This window comes from Halomonas sp. PR-M31 (genome assembly GCF_001039575.1).
GTDB lineage: Bacteria > Pseudomonadota > Gammaproteobacteria > Pseudomonadales > Halomonadaceae > Modicisalibacter.
In genome coordinates this window covers 88761-102483 of sequence record NZ_JIBT01000024.1, presented here as the reverse complement: position 1 = coordinate 102483, position 13723 = coordinate 88761, and the positions used below count along the sequence as shown (strand labels likewise).

17 protein-coding genes are annotated in these 13723 nt (G+C 59.4%); 11 read left to right on the top strand and 6 right to left on the bottom strand.

From position 1 onward, the window contains the following. On the top strand, positions 1 to 470 hold a 470-nt coding region (locus CH74_RS07620), incomplete at its 5' end, for a PhoH family protein (protein WP_172656314.1). Between the two features lie 41 nt (positions 471 to 511). On the opposite strand, the gene CH74_RS07615 is transcribed toward CH74_RS07620, so the two are convergent. The 6 genes from CH74_RS07615 to zwf all read right to left on the bottom strand — a co-directional run bounded on the left by CH74_RS07615 (position 512) and on the right by zwf (position 5672). Further along, entirely contained in the window at positions 512 to 1564 is a 1053-nt protein-coding gene (locus tag CH74_RS07615; protein ID WP_048306855.1) for a patatin-like phospholipase family protein, read from the bottom strand. Between the two features lie 226 nt (positions 1565 to 1790). Further along, entirely contained in the window at positions 1791 to 2060 is a 270-nt protein-coding gene (locus CH74_RS07610) for a hypothetical protein (RefSeq protein WP_048306854.1), read from the bottom strand. A gap of 106 nt (positions 2061 to 2166) precedes the next feature. After that, positions 2167 to 2778, bottom strand: coding sequence for a DUF938 domain-containing protein (locus CH74_RS07605; RefSeq protein WP_048306853.1), 612 nt, complete (start codon positions 2776 to 2778; stop codon positions 2167 to 2169). A gap of 27 nt (positions 2779 to 2805) precedes the next feature. Continuing rightward, complete coding sequence (locus CH74_RS07600; RefSeq protein ID WP_048306852.1) at positions 2806 to 3468, bottom strand: bifunctional 4-hydroxy-2-oxoglutarate aldolase/2-dehydro-3-deoxy-phosphogluconate aldolase; 663 nt, start codon at positions 3466 to 3468, stop codon at positions 2806 to 2808. Positions 3469 to 3492: 24 nt separating this feature from the next. After that, a complete protein-coding gene (gene pgl / locus CH74_RS07595) occupies positions 3493 to 4182 on the bottom strand; it encodes a 6-phosphogluconolactonase (RefSeq protein WP_048306851.1) in 690 nt (229 codons plus the stop codon). Next, complete coding sequence (gene zwf, locus CH74_RS07590) at positions 4182 to 5672, bottom strand: glucose-6-phosphate dehydrogenase (protein WP_048306850.1); 1491 nt, start codon at positions 5670 to 5672, stop codon at positions 4182 to 4184. Before zwf ends, pgl begins: the two co-directional genes overlap by 1 nt. A gap of 210 nt (positions 5673 to 5882) precedes the next feature. On the opposite strand from zwf, the gene CH74_RS07585 reads away from it, so the two are divergent. The 10 genes from CH74_RS07585 to hutH all read left to right on the top strand — a co-directional run bounded on the left by CH74_RS07585 (position 5883) and on the right by hutH (position 13715). Next, positions 5883 to 6740 carry a MurR/RpiR family transcriptional regulator gene (locus tag CH74_RS07585; RefSeq protein WP_048306849.1) on the top strand — a complete coding sequence of 286 codons (858 nt, stop codon included), beginning with the start codon at positions 5883 to 5885 and terminating at the stop codon, positions 6738 to 6740. 240 nt (positions 6741 to 6980) lie between these two features. Next, entirely contained in the window at positions 6981 to 7274 is a 294-nt protein-coding gene (locus CH74_RS18770) for a beta-ketoacyl synthase chain length factor (RefSeq protein WP_172656313.1), read from the top strand. 26 nt (positions 7275 to 7300) lie between these two features. Then, positions 7301 to 7564, top strand: coding sequence for a hypothetical protein (locus CH74_RS18765; protein ID WP_172656312.1), 264 nt, complete (start codon positions 7301 to 7303; stop codon positions 7562 to 7564). A gap of 214 nt (positions 7565 to 7778) precedes the next feature. Further along, positions 7779 to 8042 carry a phosphopantetheine-binding protein gene (locus tag CH74_RS07575; RefSeq protein ID WP_048306848.1) on the top strand — a complete coding sequence of 88 codons (264 nt, stop codon included), beginning with the start codon at positions 7779 to 7781 and terminating at the stop codon, positions 8040 to 8042. Positions 8043 to 8062: 20 nt separating this feature from the next. Beyond that, positions 8063 to 8638 carry a hypothetical protein gene (locus tag CH74_RS07570; protein ID WP_253272998.1) on the top strand — a complete coding sequence of 192 codons (576 nt, stop codon included), beginning with the start codon at positions 8063 to 8065 and terminating at the stop codon, positions 8636 to 8638. Then, complete coding sequence (locus CH74_RS07565; protein ID WP_048306846.1) at positions 8631 to 10442, top strand: AMP-binding protein; 1812 nt, start codon at positions 8631 to 8633, stop codon at positions 10440 to 10442. Before CH74_RS07570 ends, CH74_RS07565 begins: the two co-directional genes overlap by 8 nt. Continuing rightward, entirely contained in the window at positions 10432 to 11028 is a 597-nt protein-coding gene (locus CH74_RS07560; protein ID WP_253272997.1) for a glycosyltransferase family 2 protein, read from the top strand. The genes CH74_RS07565 and CH74_RS07560 overlap by 11 nt, the downstream gene beginning before the upstream one ends. Beyond that, entirely contained in the window at positions 10971 to 11195 is a 225-nt protein-coding gene (locus CH74_RS19475; RefSeq protein ID WP_253272996.1) for a hypothetical protein, read from the top strand. Before CH74_RS07560 ends, CH74_RS19475 begins: the two co-directional genes overlap by 58 nt. Beyond that, positions 11192 to 12145 (top strand): glycosyl transferase, encoded by a 954-nt coding sequence (locus tag CH74_RS07555; RefSeq protein WP_048306845.1) that lies wholly within the window; start codon positions 11192 to 11194, stop codon positions 12143 to 12145. The genes CH74_RS19475 and CH74_RS07555 overlap by 4 nt, the downstream gene beginning before the upstream one ends. Then, a complete protein-coding gene (gene hutH, locus CH74_RS07550; RefSeq protein WP_253272995.1) occupies positions 12135 to 13715 on the top strand; it encodes a histidine ammonia-lyase in 1581 nt (526 codons plus the stop codon). The genes CH74_RS07555 and hutH overlap by 11 nt, the downstream gene beginning before the upstream one ends. Positions 13716 to 13723: the final 8 nt, after the last annotated feature.

Sequence of the window (13723 nt, the reverse complement as noted above, 5' to 3'; positions counted from 1 at the left end):
CGATCCCCATGGGGGAGGACATCGGCTTTTTGCCGGGCACCGAAGAGGAGAAGATGTCGCCCTGGATGGGGGCGTTCCACGACAACATGGACAATCTGCTGAGGGACGAGAGGGACGGCACCTCCAGCTGGAGCGAGGGCGCCACCCGCCAATTGATCGGCGCTCGAGTGCAGATACGCTCCCCCACTTTCATGCGGGGGCGCACGCTGAACGATACCTTCCTGATCATCGACGAGGCGCAGAACTTTACTCCGAAACAGCTCAAATCCTTGATCACTCGGGCCGGGCGCAATACCAAAATCGTCTGCCTGGGCAATGTCGGTCAGATCGACACGCCCTATCTCACTACCAATACCTGTGGCATGGCGGCGGTGGTCGAGCGTTTTCGCGACTGGCCCAATGCCGGCCACGTCACCTTGAAGAGCGTGGAGCGCTCCCGCCTGGCCCTGGCGGCGGAAGAACTGTTGTAACGGGAAGATAAAAACGCCAGGAGCGGCTCAGGTGGAGCAATTCACGTAAAGAGCCGCTCTATTTGTACCGACGCTTTATGCCCCAGTGAACGCTGGTTGTTTGCCAGCCAGCGCTGGGCTCTATTCCGTCCAAGATCGCGTAAGCGATTGATAAAGTCAGAGGATGCATTGAGCTTGCTGATGCCGTTCATATCTGCAAGATCGTCTGCTTCGACGAGATGAAACCGCAGCCGCCCCAGCAGGCGTTCCAGACGCCCTCGAGGCCAGACACGGGATGACGAGGTAGCGATGTAGTTACGCGCCTGACAAATGGCGCGCATCTCCCGCAGAAAACCGGAAGAAAATCCTAGATCCATACTGCGACTGGCAATTCCCTTGGCGCTGCGGGGAAGCGGCCCAGACTCGAAAGAGTCAAGCAGGATCAATAGAATATCCTGGGTCTTGCAATCATAAACCAGCGGATATATCGCAGGATTGGCGCTATAACCCCCGTCCCAATAGTACTCACCCTCGATCTCTACCGCCTGATGCACACTCGGAAGGCAGGCAGAGGCCAGCAGTGCCTTCTCGCTGATTTCCTGGTTTTCGAACAGCTTCACTTTACCAGTGCCGACATGAGTGGCAGCGATGAAGAGTTTGAGCGGACAGTCTTGTTGCAGGCGCTCGAAATCGAACTGTTCCTGCAGGATATCCCGCAGAGGATTGATATCCAGCGGATTGAATTGATAGGGCGAGAGCATCTTGGTGAGTGCCTGCATCATGTGCATCGAGGCGGGCATGGCCGCGTCGCCATTGGGATCGATTTGCTGCAGAAAATTCATGTGAAACGGGGCGCGATTCGCAACCGCTTGCCAGAAGTCCGACAAGGATTGCCGGGCACCTGCCGCACCGTCGTTCATCCACCCTTGAGCCAAAGCGACCGCATTCATTGCCCCTGCGCTGGTACCACTGACGCCCTCGATGCGCCAACCTTCTTCGAGCAAGCGATCCAGCACTCCCCAGGTATAAGCGCCATGGGCGCCACCACCCTGCAAGGCAAGACTGACCTCGGGAACGGACGAACCGCCCATCAAACCTGCGAGTTTCTGCCACATTGCGAGACTCCGCGTCGATTGCAACGTATAGGCCCAGCGTGCGTGTTACACCCCGGAAACCTGCTGCAATGCACAATACAGGTCTCAAGCGCATGCGACCAAAGTCGAATTATGAAAAGAAAGAGACAGCACGACGGAAGGGAAGCAAAGAATACGCGATGACATGACGAGTTCGCCACGGCGATGAGTAGAGGCCGTGGCGCAAAAGTGTTTTAACGGCGAGAAATCAATTTTCAGTGCCCTTGTTTAAATCCTCATCGAGCCCCTTGTCGAAATCCTTGTTGGTTACCTTCTCGATCAGCTCCTCCTTCTCGCTCTTGGAATCATTTTCCAGACGCTCCTCGGCTTCCCGAAAAAGACATACGTAGGTATTGCAGGAGGCGCAGAACACCTTGTCATCCGGGTTCTTCTCTTGAGAGACACGCATGAGATGGCTGTCGCAGCTGGGACAGGGTTTGTCCATACGAAATTCTTCTGCGAAATCGGATGCGGACATGGATAGCCTCCTTTCTTGACCCGTCGAAATCAGTTATTGACTACTAGTGTTTGGGGCAACGCCAAATTAATCAAGCAAATACCGCTTACATCCTTTTTCTACAATACTATTTTCGCAACACCAGGCTGAGATTGTTGGCGGGCATCTCGACGATGCGTTCGATACGTAGAGTATTCTCTTGAGCCAGCGCCGCTATGTCGCTCAGATCCCGAACACCCCAGCGCGGGTCGCGACGGCGCAGATCCTCATCGAAGGCCGCGTTGCTCGCCGCGGTATGCTGTCCGTCGCGCTTGAACGGCCCATACAGATACAGCACGCCGCCCTCTTCTAAAACCTTGCCGACCTCGACAAACAGCGCCTGCGCCGCCTCCCAGGGGGCGATGTGAATCATGTTGATGCACACCCGGGCGTCAAAATCCCCAACTGGCCAGGGGCGAAGAGTAGCGTCCAGCTGTACCGGCTCGAGCAGGTTGTCGAGAGGTTCTGTCTTGCGCCAGGCGGCAATGGACGCCAGCGCCTGAGGATTCGGATCGCTTGGCTGCCAGAGAATGGCAGGCAGGTGGCGGGCAAGGTACAGCGCATGTTCGCCGCTACCGCTGGCGACCTCCAGCACCTTGCCCTGCTGTGGCAGCACGTCTCGCAGTACTGCCAGAATCGCATCGCGATTGCGCGCCACGGCGGGGCTGGAAAGACGTTGATCAAACAAATTTTGAGACACGAATACAGCACCTTCTACAATGCGTTCTCAGTGGTGAAAACGATCTGCCGCTTCTCTTGCCAACTTCCGAATGCCGTCCCAGTCTTCTGCATCGATCAGTTTCTTGGGGGTGATCCAGGAGCCTCCCACACACATGACGTTGGGCAACTCGAGATAGCTCTCGGCGTTCTCCAGAGTGATGCCACCGGTAGGACAAAAAAGCGCGCCGGGAATCGGTGCGGCAAAGGATTTGAGCGCTGCAACTCCACCGCTGGCCTGGGCCGGGAAGAACTTGAAGCGCCGATAGCCATACTGCCAGCCCGCCATCAGCTCGGAAACGGTGGCGACTCCCGGCAGCATCGGCACGGGGCTGCTCACACCATACCGATAGAGGGTATCCGTCGCCCCCGGCGTGACCACGAAATCCGCCCCGGCCTGTTCGGCCTGGCGATATTGCGCCGGGGTCAGCACGGTGCCGGCACCGACACTGGCCCGAGGCAATTCCTCGTTCATGCGCTTGAGAGCTTCCAGGGCACAGTCGGTGCGCAGGGTAATCTCGATTACCGGCAGCCCACCTTCCACCAGGGCACGCCCAAGGGGGATGGCATCCTCCAGTCGCTCGATCGTCAGTACCGGGATGACCTCGGCTCTTTGACAGATACTATCGAGCTCCGTGGTACGGGTCGAAGGCAGTTGCTTTTCGATACTCATGTTGTACTCCATCAAAATTTCAGCTTAGGGCGCCCAATAAATGGCAAGGGGACAGCTCAAGAACACACGAATGGGCAGTTCCCGCACGTCATCGCCTCCCATGGCCCGGGCCAATACCGCTCGCTTGTCGTCGCCGACGATGTGCAGCATATGGCGCCTTGCCTGATGCAACCAGCTCGCGCTCAAGGTAATACGGGGCTGCGGCACACTGGGGGAACGCACCGCTACCGTCGCGTCATCGGTACTCAACGCCAGGCCCAGTTCGCCGCTGTCAGGAAACAGTGAGGCCGTGTGGCCGTCGCCGCCCATGCCCAACACCACGGCACTCGCGGGCCAGGAAAGCTCGGCAAGACGCTCGGCAACCTCTATCGCGCCTTCCTCCGGGGTACCGTGGGCCGTGGTCAGCGAATGAAAGCGTGCCTTGGCCGCAGGCCCTTGAAGCAGATGCTCTTTCACCAGTCGGGCATTGCTGTCCTGATGCGCGTCGTCTACCCAGCGTTCATCGACAAGGGCCACGTCGACCCGCTCCCAGGATAGATCCACCGATGCAAGCCGCCTGAAGAACGGCACCGGCGTCGAACCGCCGGAAACCAGCAGCAACACCCGCTCCTGATTGCTTAGATCCACTGCCAGCGCGCCGGCAACGGATTCCGCCAGTTGGTTCGCCAGATGTTTGCGCGACGGCGAGACTTTTTCAGACGCAGATGCACTCATCAGTAATCCTCGTACCAGGAACGTCCATCCTGGGTGATCATGGCGATTGAGGCCACCGGCCCCCAGGAACCCGCGGGATATCGGCGCGGCGGCATCTCGATTTCATCCCAGGCAGCGACCAGACGATCTGCCCAGCGCCAGGCGTATTCGACCTCGTCCCGGCGCACGAACAGATACTGCTGACCTTTCATGACTTCCAGCAAGAGACGCTCGTAGGCATCGGGAATACGCGTCTTGGGAAAGGCGCTGTTGAAGTCCAGATGCAAGGGCCCGGGACGCAGGCGCATGCCCTTGTCGAGCCCGCCATCCTTGGTCAGCACCTGCAGCGCGATGCCCTCTTCCGGCTGCAGACGGATGATCAGCTTGTTGGAGGCCAGGCTGCGCTGATCCGGGTCGAAGATGTAGTGCGCCTGCTGACGAAAATGAATGACGATCTGGGACAGCTTCTCCGGCATGCGCTTGCCGGTACGCAGATAGAACGGCACGCCGGCCCAGCGCCAGTTGGCCACTTCGGTGCGCATGGCGACGAAGGTTTCGGTATGGCTATCCGCATTGGCGCCGTCCTCGTCAAGATACCCCGGAACGCTATCGCCTTCGATCGAGCCCGCAATATACTGGCCTCGCACCACGTCTCGTTGAATCGACTCCCGGCTGAAAGGCTTGAGCGCCTTGAGCACCTTGACCTTTTCGTCGCGAATGGCATCCGCATCGAGATTGGAAGGCGGGTCCATGGCAATCAGGCATAAAAGCTGCAGCAAATGATTCTGCACCATGTCCCGTAACTGGCCAGCCTTGTCGAAATAGCCCCAGCGCCCTTCGATGCCAACCTGTTCGGCGACGGTGATCTCGACGTGAGAGATATGATTCTGGTTCCACTGAGTGCCGAACAGCGGATTGGCAAAACGCATCGCGATCAGATTCTGGACGGTTTCCTTGCCCAGGTAGTGATCGATGCGATAGATCCGCGATTCGGGAAATACCGCGCCGATGGCATCATTGATTTCCTGGGAGGACTCGAGATCGTAGCCGATGGGTTTTTCCACCACCACTCGAGTCTCGTCGTCAAGGCTGCCGCTGTTATGCAGGTTATGACAGATGTCGCCGAAGATACTCGCCGGCACTGCCATATAAACCGTCATGGGACGGCTGTCTTTCTCTTTTGGCGCGCTTTCTCGCCATTGTCGAATGGCTTGGAAGCCTTCCGCATCGTTGAAGTCGAGCCGTAGATAATCAAGACGTTCAAGAAAACGCTGCAGACACTCCTGCTCCAAAGCATCTGGTTTGACGTAGGTATTCAGGGTCTTGTGTACCCGTTTGCGAAAGGCCTGTGTATCCGTGTCCTGGCGTGCTAAACCCAGAATTCGCGTGCCCTTGGCCAGCAGGTTGTCTCGATCCAGGTGATAAAGCGCCGGATACAGCTTGCGTAGCGACAGATCACCCAAGCCACCGAACAGGGCGAGATCGACGTCGGATGTGGTGCTTTGAACCATGAACCACCCCTTAAAATTCTGGTTAAATTACTAATAAAGTACGTTATTAATGCTACGCCCCGCAAATAGTTTGGTAACTTTGACAAATATATTGTATTGAACGTTTTGATCTTTTTGCCGGGAGGGGGTCGATCCAAAATGACGTCTTTCCCGTTAGACCGCTACATCACAGTATGGTAGGAATCATCCCATGGTAAAGAACGCCGTCTGATGGCCAGCCACGATCTTTTTGAGCGCATTCGTCAGCGTCTGGAGTCGCTCAATCGTTCCGAACGCAAGGTGGCGGAGGTCATTCTTGCGGATCCGCTGACCGCCACCGGGCTTAGCATCGCCACCCTGGCTCAACGCGCGTCGGTCAGTGAACCCACGGTGAATCGTTTTTGCCGCAGCTTTGAAACCAAGGGTTACCCTGATTTCAAGATCAAGCTGGCCCAGAGCCTGGCCGGGGGCACCCCCTATATCAGTCGCAACGTGGAACCCGAAGACGACGCGGCCAGCTATGCGGACAAGATATTCGGCGCCAGCGTCGCGGCCCTGGACGACGCTCGCCGCGCACTGGATTCTCGCAGCATCGAGCGGGCCGTGGACTATCTCATTCAGGCCAAGCAGATCAGCTTTTTCGGGCTCGGCGCCTCCGGCCCGGTGGCCCAGGATGCCCAGCACAAGTTCTTTCGCTTCAATCTGCCGGTAATGGTCTACGAAGACGTGCTGATGCAGCGCATGGTGGCCGCCGCCAGTCATACCGGCGATGTCATTGTGATTATTTCCTATACCGGGCGCACCCGGGAACTGGTGGATATCGCCGAGCTAGGACGCAGCAGCGGCGCGGTAGTACTTGGCATCACCGCGCCGTCATCGCCTCTGGCCGCTCAATGCACCGAAACCCTGGAAGTCGTCACTCCGGAAGATACCGATGTCTACATGCCCATGACCTCCCGCATGATTCATCTGGCTCTGATCGATGTGCTGGCAACCGGTGTCACCTTACGCCGGGGAGAAGGCTTCTTGCCCCATCTCAAGAAGATCAAGGACAGCCTCCAGGCGACCCGCTACCCCCATGAAAAATGAACGGCGATTAGCCGGATTGGTCCTGCTTCTTGCTCAACACGACTCCCGGTAGCCTATCGCTATAGAGTGGCGTAGGGTATGCGCGTTGCGCTGACTACGCTTGAAGCCTGGAACTCAATGCTCGATGAATGACGCATCGCTTATCCTCGAAGATTGGCGCGCCTGGCACCCTGGGCGCAAACCCGCTCATGATCCACGTCTATCCGTTGAAGAACGCCCCGCCGCCACCCGGGTGCGCCCATGTTGCGTCGCCGTCTCAATAGCCTGGGGCGCGCCCTCTGCGACATGCTGGCAGAGCTCGATCCGGACGCCGAATGCGTGCTTCTGCATGCGTCTCGGCACGGCGACTCGGAGCGCACCCTGGAAATGCTGTACGCGCTCAACGAAGGAGAATCTCTCTCGCCGGCGCGGTTTGGCATGTCGGTACACAATGCAACGATCGGCGTTCACTCCATTGCCAGTGGCAATCGTCGCTCCCTGCAGGCCATTGCCGCTTCCGGTGCCGAAGTCTCTGCGCTGTTCAGCGACGCCTAGGCTATCTCCTGGAAGGAGAGAAACAAGTGATCGTGGCATTCAGCGACGCCCCCATTCCGCCACGGTTTGCCGATCACACGCCGGGGCCTTCGACCATGATGGCGGTAGCCATGCGCCTGACAATGAACGCTACGGCATGCGGAAAGCAGACTATTACTGCCCATAGCGTCAGCGAATCGACGTCCCATGAGTACCGTCCACCCCAGCCCGATGACGTGATCGCTTGGCTACTCGGTGAAACACCGTTAGTCTGCCCCATTCGCCGCCGAGCATGGACAATGTCATCATAATATATGACTGCTTTGCCATGCTTTGCCTCATCGGAACATGCTTGACCCTGACTTTGTTCAAAGCCTTGTTCAGGGCTTTATTCAGGTGCTTGTTCAGGGCTTCCTTCGAAGCTTTCCAGGAGCATGCCCGGATAATTGCACATGCCTACGAAGGCTCGGAAAATGAACGGTCATTCGGCCTCTATTTCAATTTTGATGGACAAGGACACCGCCCATGGCGAACGCGCTGGAACTTGAACTCAAACACTTGATCATCGACACCCTGGAACTCGAGGACGTCACTCCGGAAGACATCGACCGTGACGAACCCTTGTTCGTCGAAGGGCTGGGACTTGATTCCATCGACGCCCTGGAACTGGGTCTAGCGCTGCAAAAGACCTACGGCATCAAGCTCGAAGCGGATAGCGAGGAGTCCCGCCGGCACTTTGCCAGTCTGAAAAGCCTCGCCGCGTTAGTGGAAGAAAGACGCATTCACTAATGCAAAAGAAGACGTAGCCCATGATCGTCCCCATGAACGCTCGCCATCGCGCTCACCCAGCCCCCGTCTCACTGTTGCTCGGGTTGATGGTACTGGCCTGGCCGCTGCTGGTGTTCTTTCTGCTGCCCAGAGATGGTGGTGTGCTATTGCTGGCACTGGGAGTGGCGCTGATCAGCTGGCGGCTTCCACAAGGATATAAACGCTGGGGTCTTTTACTGGCGCTCGGCGTAGTGGTTTTGGCGTTGGCGGGCCATGTGGATATCGGGGTACGCGCCTGGCCGGTACTGATCAATGCTGCGCTTTTCATTTTATTCGCCTGGAGCCTGCGCCATCCGCCAAGCCTGATCGAGCGTTTGGCCCGGCGGCAGGAACCCGATCTTCCCCCCAGCGGTGTGCGCTATACCCGGCGCGTCACCCAGCTGTGGTGCGGCTTCTTTTTGATCAATGGCAGTATTGCTCTGTGGACCGCGCTTTACGCGGATCTAGGGCTTTGGACGTTGTACAACGGTGGCATCGCCTATGGGTTGAGCGGCGCCCTGTTTGCCGGAGAGTGGTGCGTTCGCCAACGGGTGCGGCGCAAGGCGAGCCATGACTGACACTTCGCTTCTTAGCGCCCCTTGGCGTCATGCTTCGCTGAATCAGCCGATTGGCTGGCGCTGCGCCGAGCCGATCGCCGAGGCTGCTGTACCCTGGTCGATGCTCCATGGCCGTATCGGTGCCTGGCAGGACCTGCTGGATTCCCTGGCGCCTTCAGGCCGGCGTTGGCTTTTGCATCTGCGTGAGCCGCTTGAGTTTGCCGCCGCCCTGATCGCCTGCTGGGAGCGCGGCGATAGCGTCGTATTGCCCGCAGACGATCGGCCGGAAACCCTGGCGGGAGTAGATCGCTTGACCGCGGGGCGCCTCGGCGATGTGATGAGCGGGCATCGTGCCGGTCCTGATGCCGGGATACCGCGCTGGGGAACCCTTGATGCCGGTGCTCTCGCACTCTCCTTGTACACGTCCGGTTCCAGCGGCGATCCGCAGCGTCTCGACAAATGCTTTGCCCAACTGGACGCGGAGCTTTGCATGCATGCGCGTCTATGGCCTCTAGAGGGGCGACTGGTGATCAGCCAGGTAAGCCATCAGCATATCTACGGCCTGCTGTTTGCCATTCTGCGTCCGCTTTGCGAAGGGGCGACCATGGCCACGAGCCTGTGCCGCTACCCGGAAACCCTGAGCGCCTGGCTGGCCCGTCTGGCCAAGACGCATCCTTCAAGCTCTGCCGACATGGTGCCTGATGCAGTAACCGCGCCTTGCGATGCGGTACTCATCACCGCGCCGCCGCCTCTTGAACGCTTGCCCGAGGAGCTTGACTGGCAAACCGCGCCCCAGGTGCTGTCGCGCATACACTCCTCCGGCGCGCCGCTGTCCCAGGCCGCTAGTGAACGCGCCCTGAGGATTCTGGGAGTACCGGTCAGCGAGATCTATGGCAGCTCCGAGACCGGCGGCATCGCCTGGCGCATTCAGCAGCGCAGCGAATGCTGGACGCCGCTTCCCGGAATCGATATCCGTGACGACACCCAGGGCACCCTATGGTTGCGCTCCCCCTTTCTGGACACCACCGGCTGGCAGCGTCAGGCGGATCGTATTGCTATTGAAGAGTCAGGCTTTCGCCTGCTGGGCCGGGTCGATCGTATTCTCAAGGTGGGGGGCAAGCGTTTGTCCTTGACGAGCATGGATCGCACCCTCGCCACCTACCCCGGCGTGCTTCAGGCACGCACCATCAATCTGCCAGAACGCAACACTCGACTGGGCGCCATCGTTCAACTGGAGCCGCAGCTGATCCCTTACGATCACGCAGCGCGGCGCGCGCTGACCGAAGGGCTGCGACGGCACCTGCTCGAAACCTTTGAGTCTACGGTAATACCGCGCTATTGGCGTTTCGTGGATACCTGGCCGGCCAATGCCCAAGGCAAATTTTCCGGCACCGTCATGGCGCGTCTTTTTAGAGACCTGCAAATTAAAGACCTGCACAACCGTCGCCTGCCTCGCTGGCTGGGGGTGACATTTGAGGACGATGAGCGCTGCCGCGTTACCCTGGAAGTCCCGGAACGACTGATCTATCTGCAGGGGCATTTCGATGCACAGCCGGTGTTGCCTGGCGTCGTCATTCTGCAGTGGATCATCGAACTTGCCCGGGAGCATCTAGGTCTTCAAAGCACGTTCAAGCGCTTTGAGCGAGTCAAATTTCCCCAACTGCTGCGTCCTGGAGATCGCGCCGAGCTTTCTCTCCTTCTATCTTCCGTCCCGCCCCAGGGCGAACAGAACCCCAAGCTGACCTTCACCCTGAAGGGCCGGCAAGCCACCCATGCCAGCGGCAAGGCCATTTTTTCAGATAGGGAGACAAGTGATGTCGAGTAAGCAATCGGCTCGCGCCTGCGTGCTGGTTCCCGTTTACAACCATGCCGGGGCGATTGCCGCGACCTGTGCCGGGGCGCGCCGTCTGGGTGTGCCGCTATTGCTGGTGGATGATGGCAGCGACCTGGAGTGCGCCGGCGTACTCGACACCCTCGCCCAGGCAGAAGATGTAACGTTGGTACGTCTAGCGAAGAACAGTGGCAAGGGGGCAGCAATCAAGGCAGGCCTGCGCGAGGCGCAGCGCCAGGGTTTCACCCATGCTCTTCAGATCGATGCGGACAGCCAGCATGATGCCAGGGATTTCCCGACTTTTCTGGAGGGGTTGACCGCCGATCGCCAGGAGCTGCGGATTGCCTATCCTCACTACGATCGGAGCGTGCCCCGGCATCGCTTCTACGCCCGCTACGCCACCCATGCCCTGGTATGGCTCAACACGCTTTCCTTCACGCTTCGCGATACCATGTGCGGCGTCAAGCTGTATCCGGTTGCCGCGGTCAATCGCTGGTGGCCCGCCATGGCTGCGGCGATCGCATGCAGTTCGATACGGAGCTGCCGGTGCGCTGGCTATGGGCCGGCCTGCCGGTCGTGAATCTACCGGTGCGGGTTCACTATCCGTTGGACGGCGTGTCGCATTTTGATATGTGGCGGGACAATGCCCTGCTGGTCGTCATGCATGGGCGACTATTCTGTGGCATGCTGCGACGCCTGCCACGACTGCTTTTCAAGCGACCGGGAACATTGAATCACGCCTCATGAGTCACTCTTCCGGCGCCCCCCAGCATTGGGCACGCATCCAGGAATCCGGCTCCGTGGCCGGCATGCGCATCATGGTCTGGATTCGTCGCCATCTCGGGCGTCTGCCCTTCCGGGTAATGCTCGCGCCAGTCATTCTTTATTACTATCTTGGCCGGGCATTGCCTCGGCGCGCGTCGCGCCGCTATCTCGAACGCATTTGGCCGTTACATGCCGGATCGCCGCCGCGCTGGAGACTTTGGCTTGGGTTAAAGCACTTCATGGCCTTTGGCCAGTCCCTGATGGACAAGGTGGATGCCTGGAGCGGCATGCCCCTCGAGGTGCGTGTCACCCAAGAGGATCGCCGCTGTCTGGACCAAGCCATTCGCAGCGGCCGAGGCGGCCTAATGCTGGTCTCTCATATCGGCAATCTGGAAATCTGTAGCGCCATGAGCGATACCCGGGATGATTTCCATGTCACCCAGCTCATGCACACCCGCAATTCTCGCAAGTTCAACCAGCTGCTCGACCGCTCCACTGCAAGGCGCGGCCCTGAGATCATTGAGGTAACCGAGATTACCCCGGCGACTGCCATGGCCCTGGCAGCGCGCATCAACGCCGGCGGATTCGTGGTGATCGCCGCGGATCGAGTGCCGATCAACGACGGCGGCCGGGTACGCCATATCGATTTTCTTGGTGCCCCGGCGCCATTTCCGGAGGGCCCCTTCTGGCTGGCGGCCCTGTTGCGCTGCCCCATCTATACGATGAGCTGTCTACGAGAGGGCCGGGCGCATCGTATCGAGTTCCAACCCTTCGACGACACCACTCGCCTGCGCCGGGCCGACCGCGAGGCCTGGCGCGAGGACGCTATGCAGCGCTACGTCACCTGGCTCACGGACCAATGTCGCCGCTACCCGTTGCAGTGGTTCAACTTCTTTCCCTTTTGGCAAATAGATGATCGACATGCTCGCTGACCGACACCCGACCCCGCTGATACTCGATGGCAGCGCCGTCGCACTCGAAACCGTGCTGGACGTGGCCGCTGGCCTTACTCGCGTCCAGCTTTCGGATTCTTCAGAGTTTCGCGAACGTATCGCCGCCGGGCCGGCCTTTCTCGATCGTCTGCTCGAGGAGGACGGCGTGGTCTATGGGGTCACTACCGGCTACGGCGATGCCTGTACCCGAGCGGTGCCCATGGCACAGCACGCGGAATTGCCGCGCCACCTTTATACCTTTCATGGCTGCGGTCTAGGCGAGATTCTTGATATCGAGTCCGCTCGGGCGGTGGTACTGGTGCGCCTGGTATCGCTTTGCCGGGGTGTTTCCGGGGTCAGCGTCGAGCTTCTAGAGCGCTTGGTGTGGCTGCTCGAAGAAGACGTGATTCCGGTGATTCCCAGCGAAGGCTCCGTAGGCGCCAGCGGCGATCTGACGCCGCTTTCCTATCTGGCTGCGGTGCTATGCGGCGAGCGTGAGGTGTTCGATGGCGGCCAGCGGCGTTCCACCGCGGAGGTGTTCGCGGAGCGCGGTCTGACCCCCTACCGCCTGCGTCCCAAGGAAGGCCTGGCGCTGATGAACGGCACCGCCGTGATGACGGCTCTGGCCTGTCTGGCGTTTGGTCGCGCCGAACGGCTGTCGCGCCTGGCTACCCGCATCACCGCCATGACCAGCTGGGCGCTGGAGGGCAACCCCTATCATTTCGATGCGGATCTATTTGCCGCCAAGCCCCATATCGGGCAGCAGCGAGTGGCTGCGCGTTTACATCGAGACCTCGCCCACGATCCTGGACGAGTCAATGACGATGAGACACCGCGCAACTCCTCGCGGCTGCAGGATCGCTACTCAACCCGCTGCGCGCCTCATGTCATTGGCGTGCTGGAAGACAGCCTGCCTTGGCTTCGCAGCTTCATCGAAAACGAGCTCAATAGCGCCAACGACAACCCGCTGATCGATCCGGTCGCCGGCAAGGTGATGCATGGCGGACATTTTTATGGCGGTCATATCGCCTTCGCCATGGATTCCCTCAAGACCCTGGTGGCCAATATTGCCGACCTGCTCGATCGGCAGTTCGCCCTGCTGGTCGACACCCGCTACAACCACGGCCTGCCCGCCAATCTGAGCGGCGCCACGCTGGAGCGAGCGCCGCTCAATCATGGCTATAAGGCGGTGCAGATCGGTGTTTCCGCCTGGACCGCCGAAGCCCTCAAGCTGACCATGCCGGCGAGTGTCTTCTCTCGCTCCACGGAGTGTCACAATCAAGACAAGGTAAGCATGGGCACCATTGCCGCCCGGGATGCGCTGCGGGTACTCACTCTGAGCGAGCAGGTGGTTGCCGCCTTGTTGCACGGTGCCTGCCAGGCGGTGGATCTGCGCCAGGCGACTGGCTCTCACGTCCAGGACGTTCTTCTTCCACCGACGCTTGGGGACTTTCATCGTCTGTGCCGGGAACGTATTGCCTTCGTTGAAGAAGACCGAGCCCTGGAAAACGATCTGCGCTATTTATGCGTCCACCTGGCCGATCTGGCGGAGGGAATGTATGCGGATTAAAGGAAAAT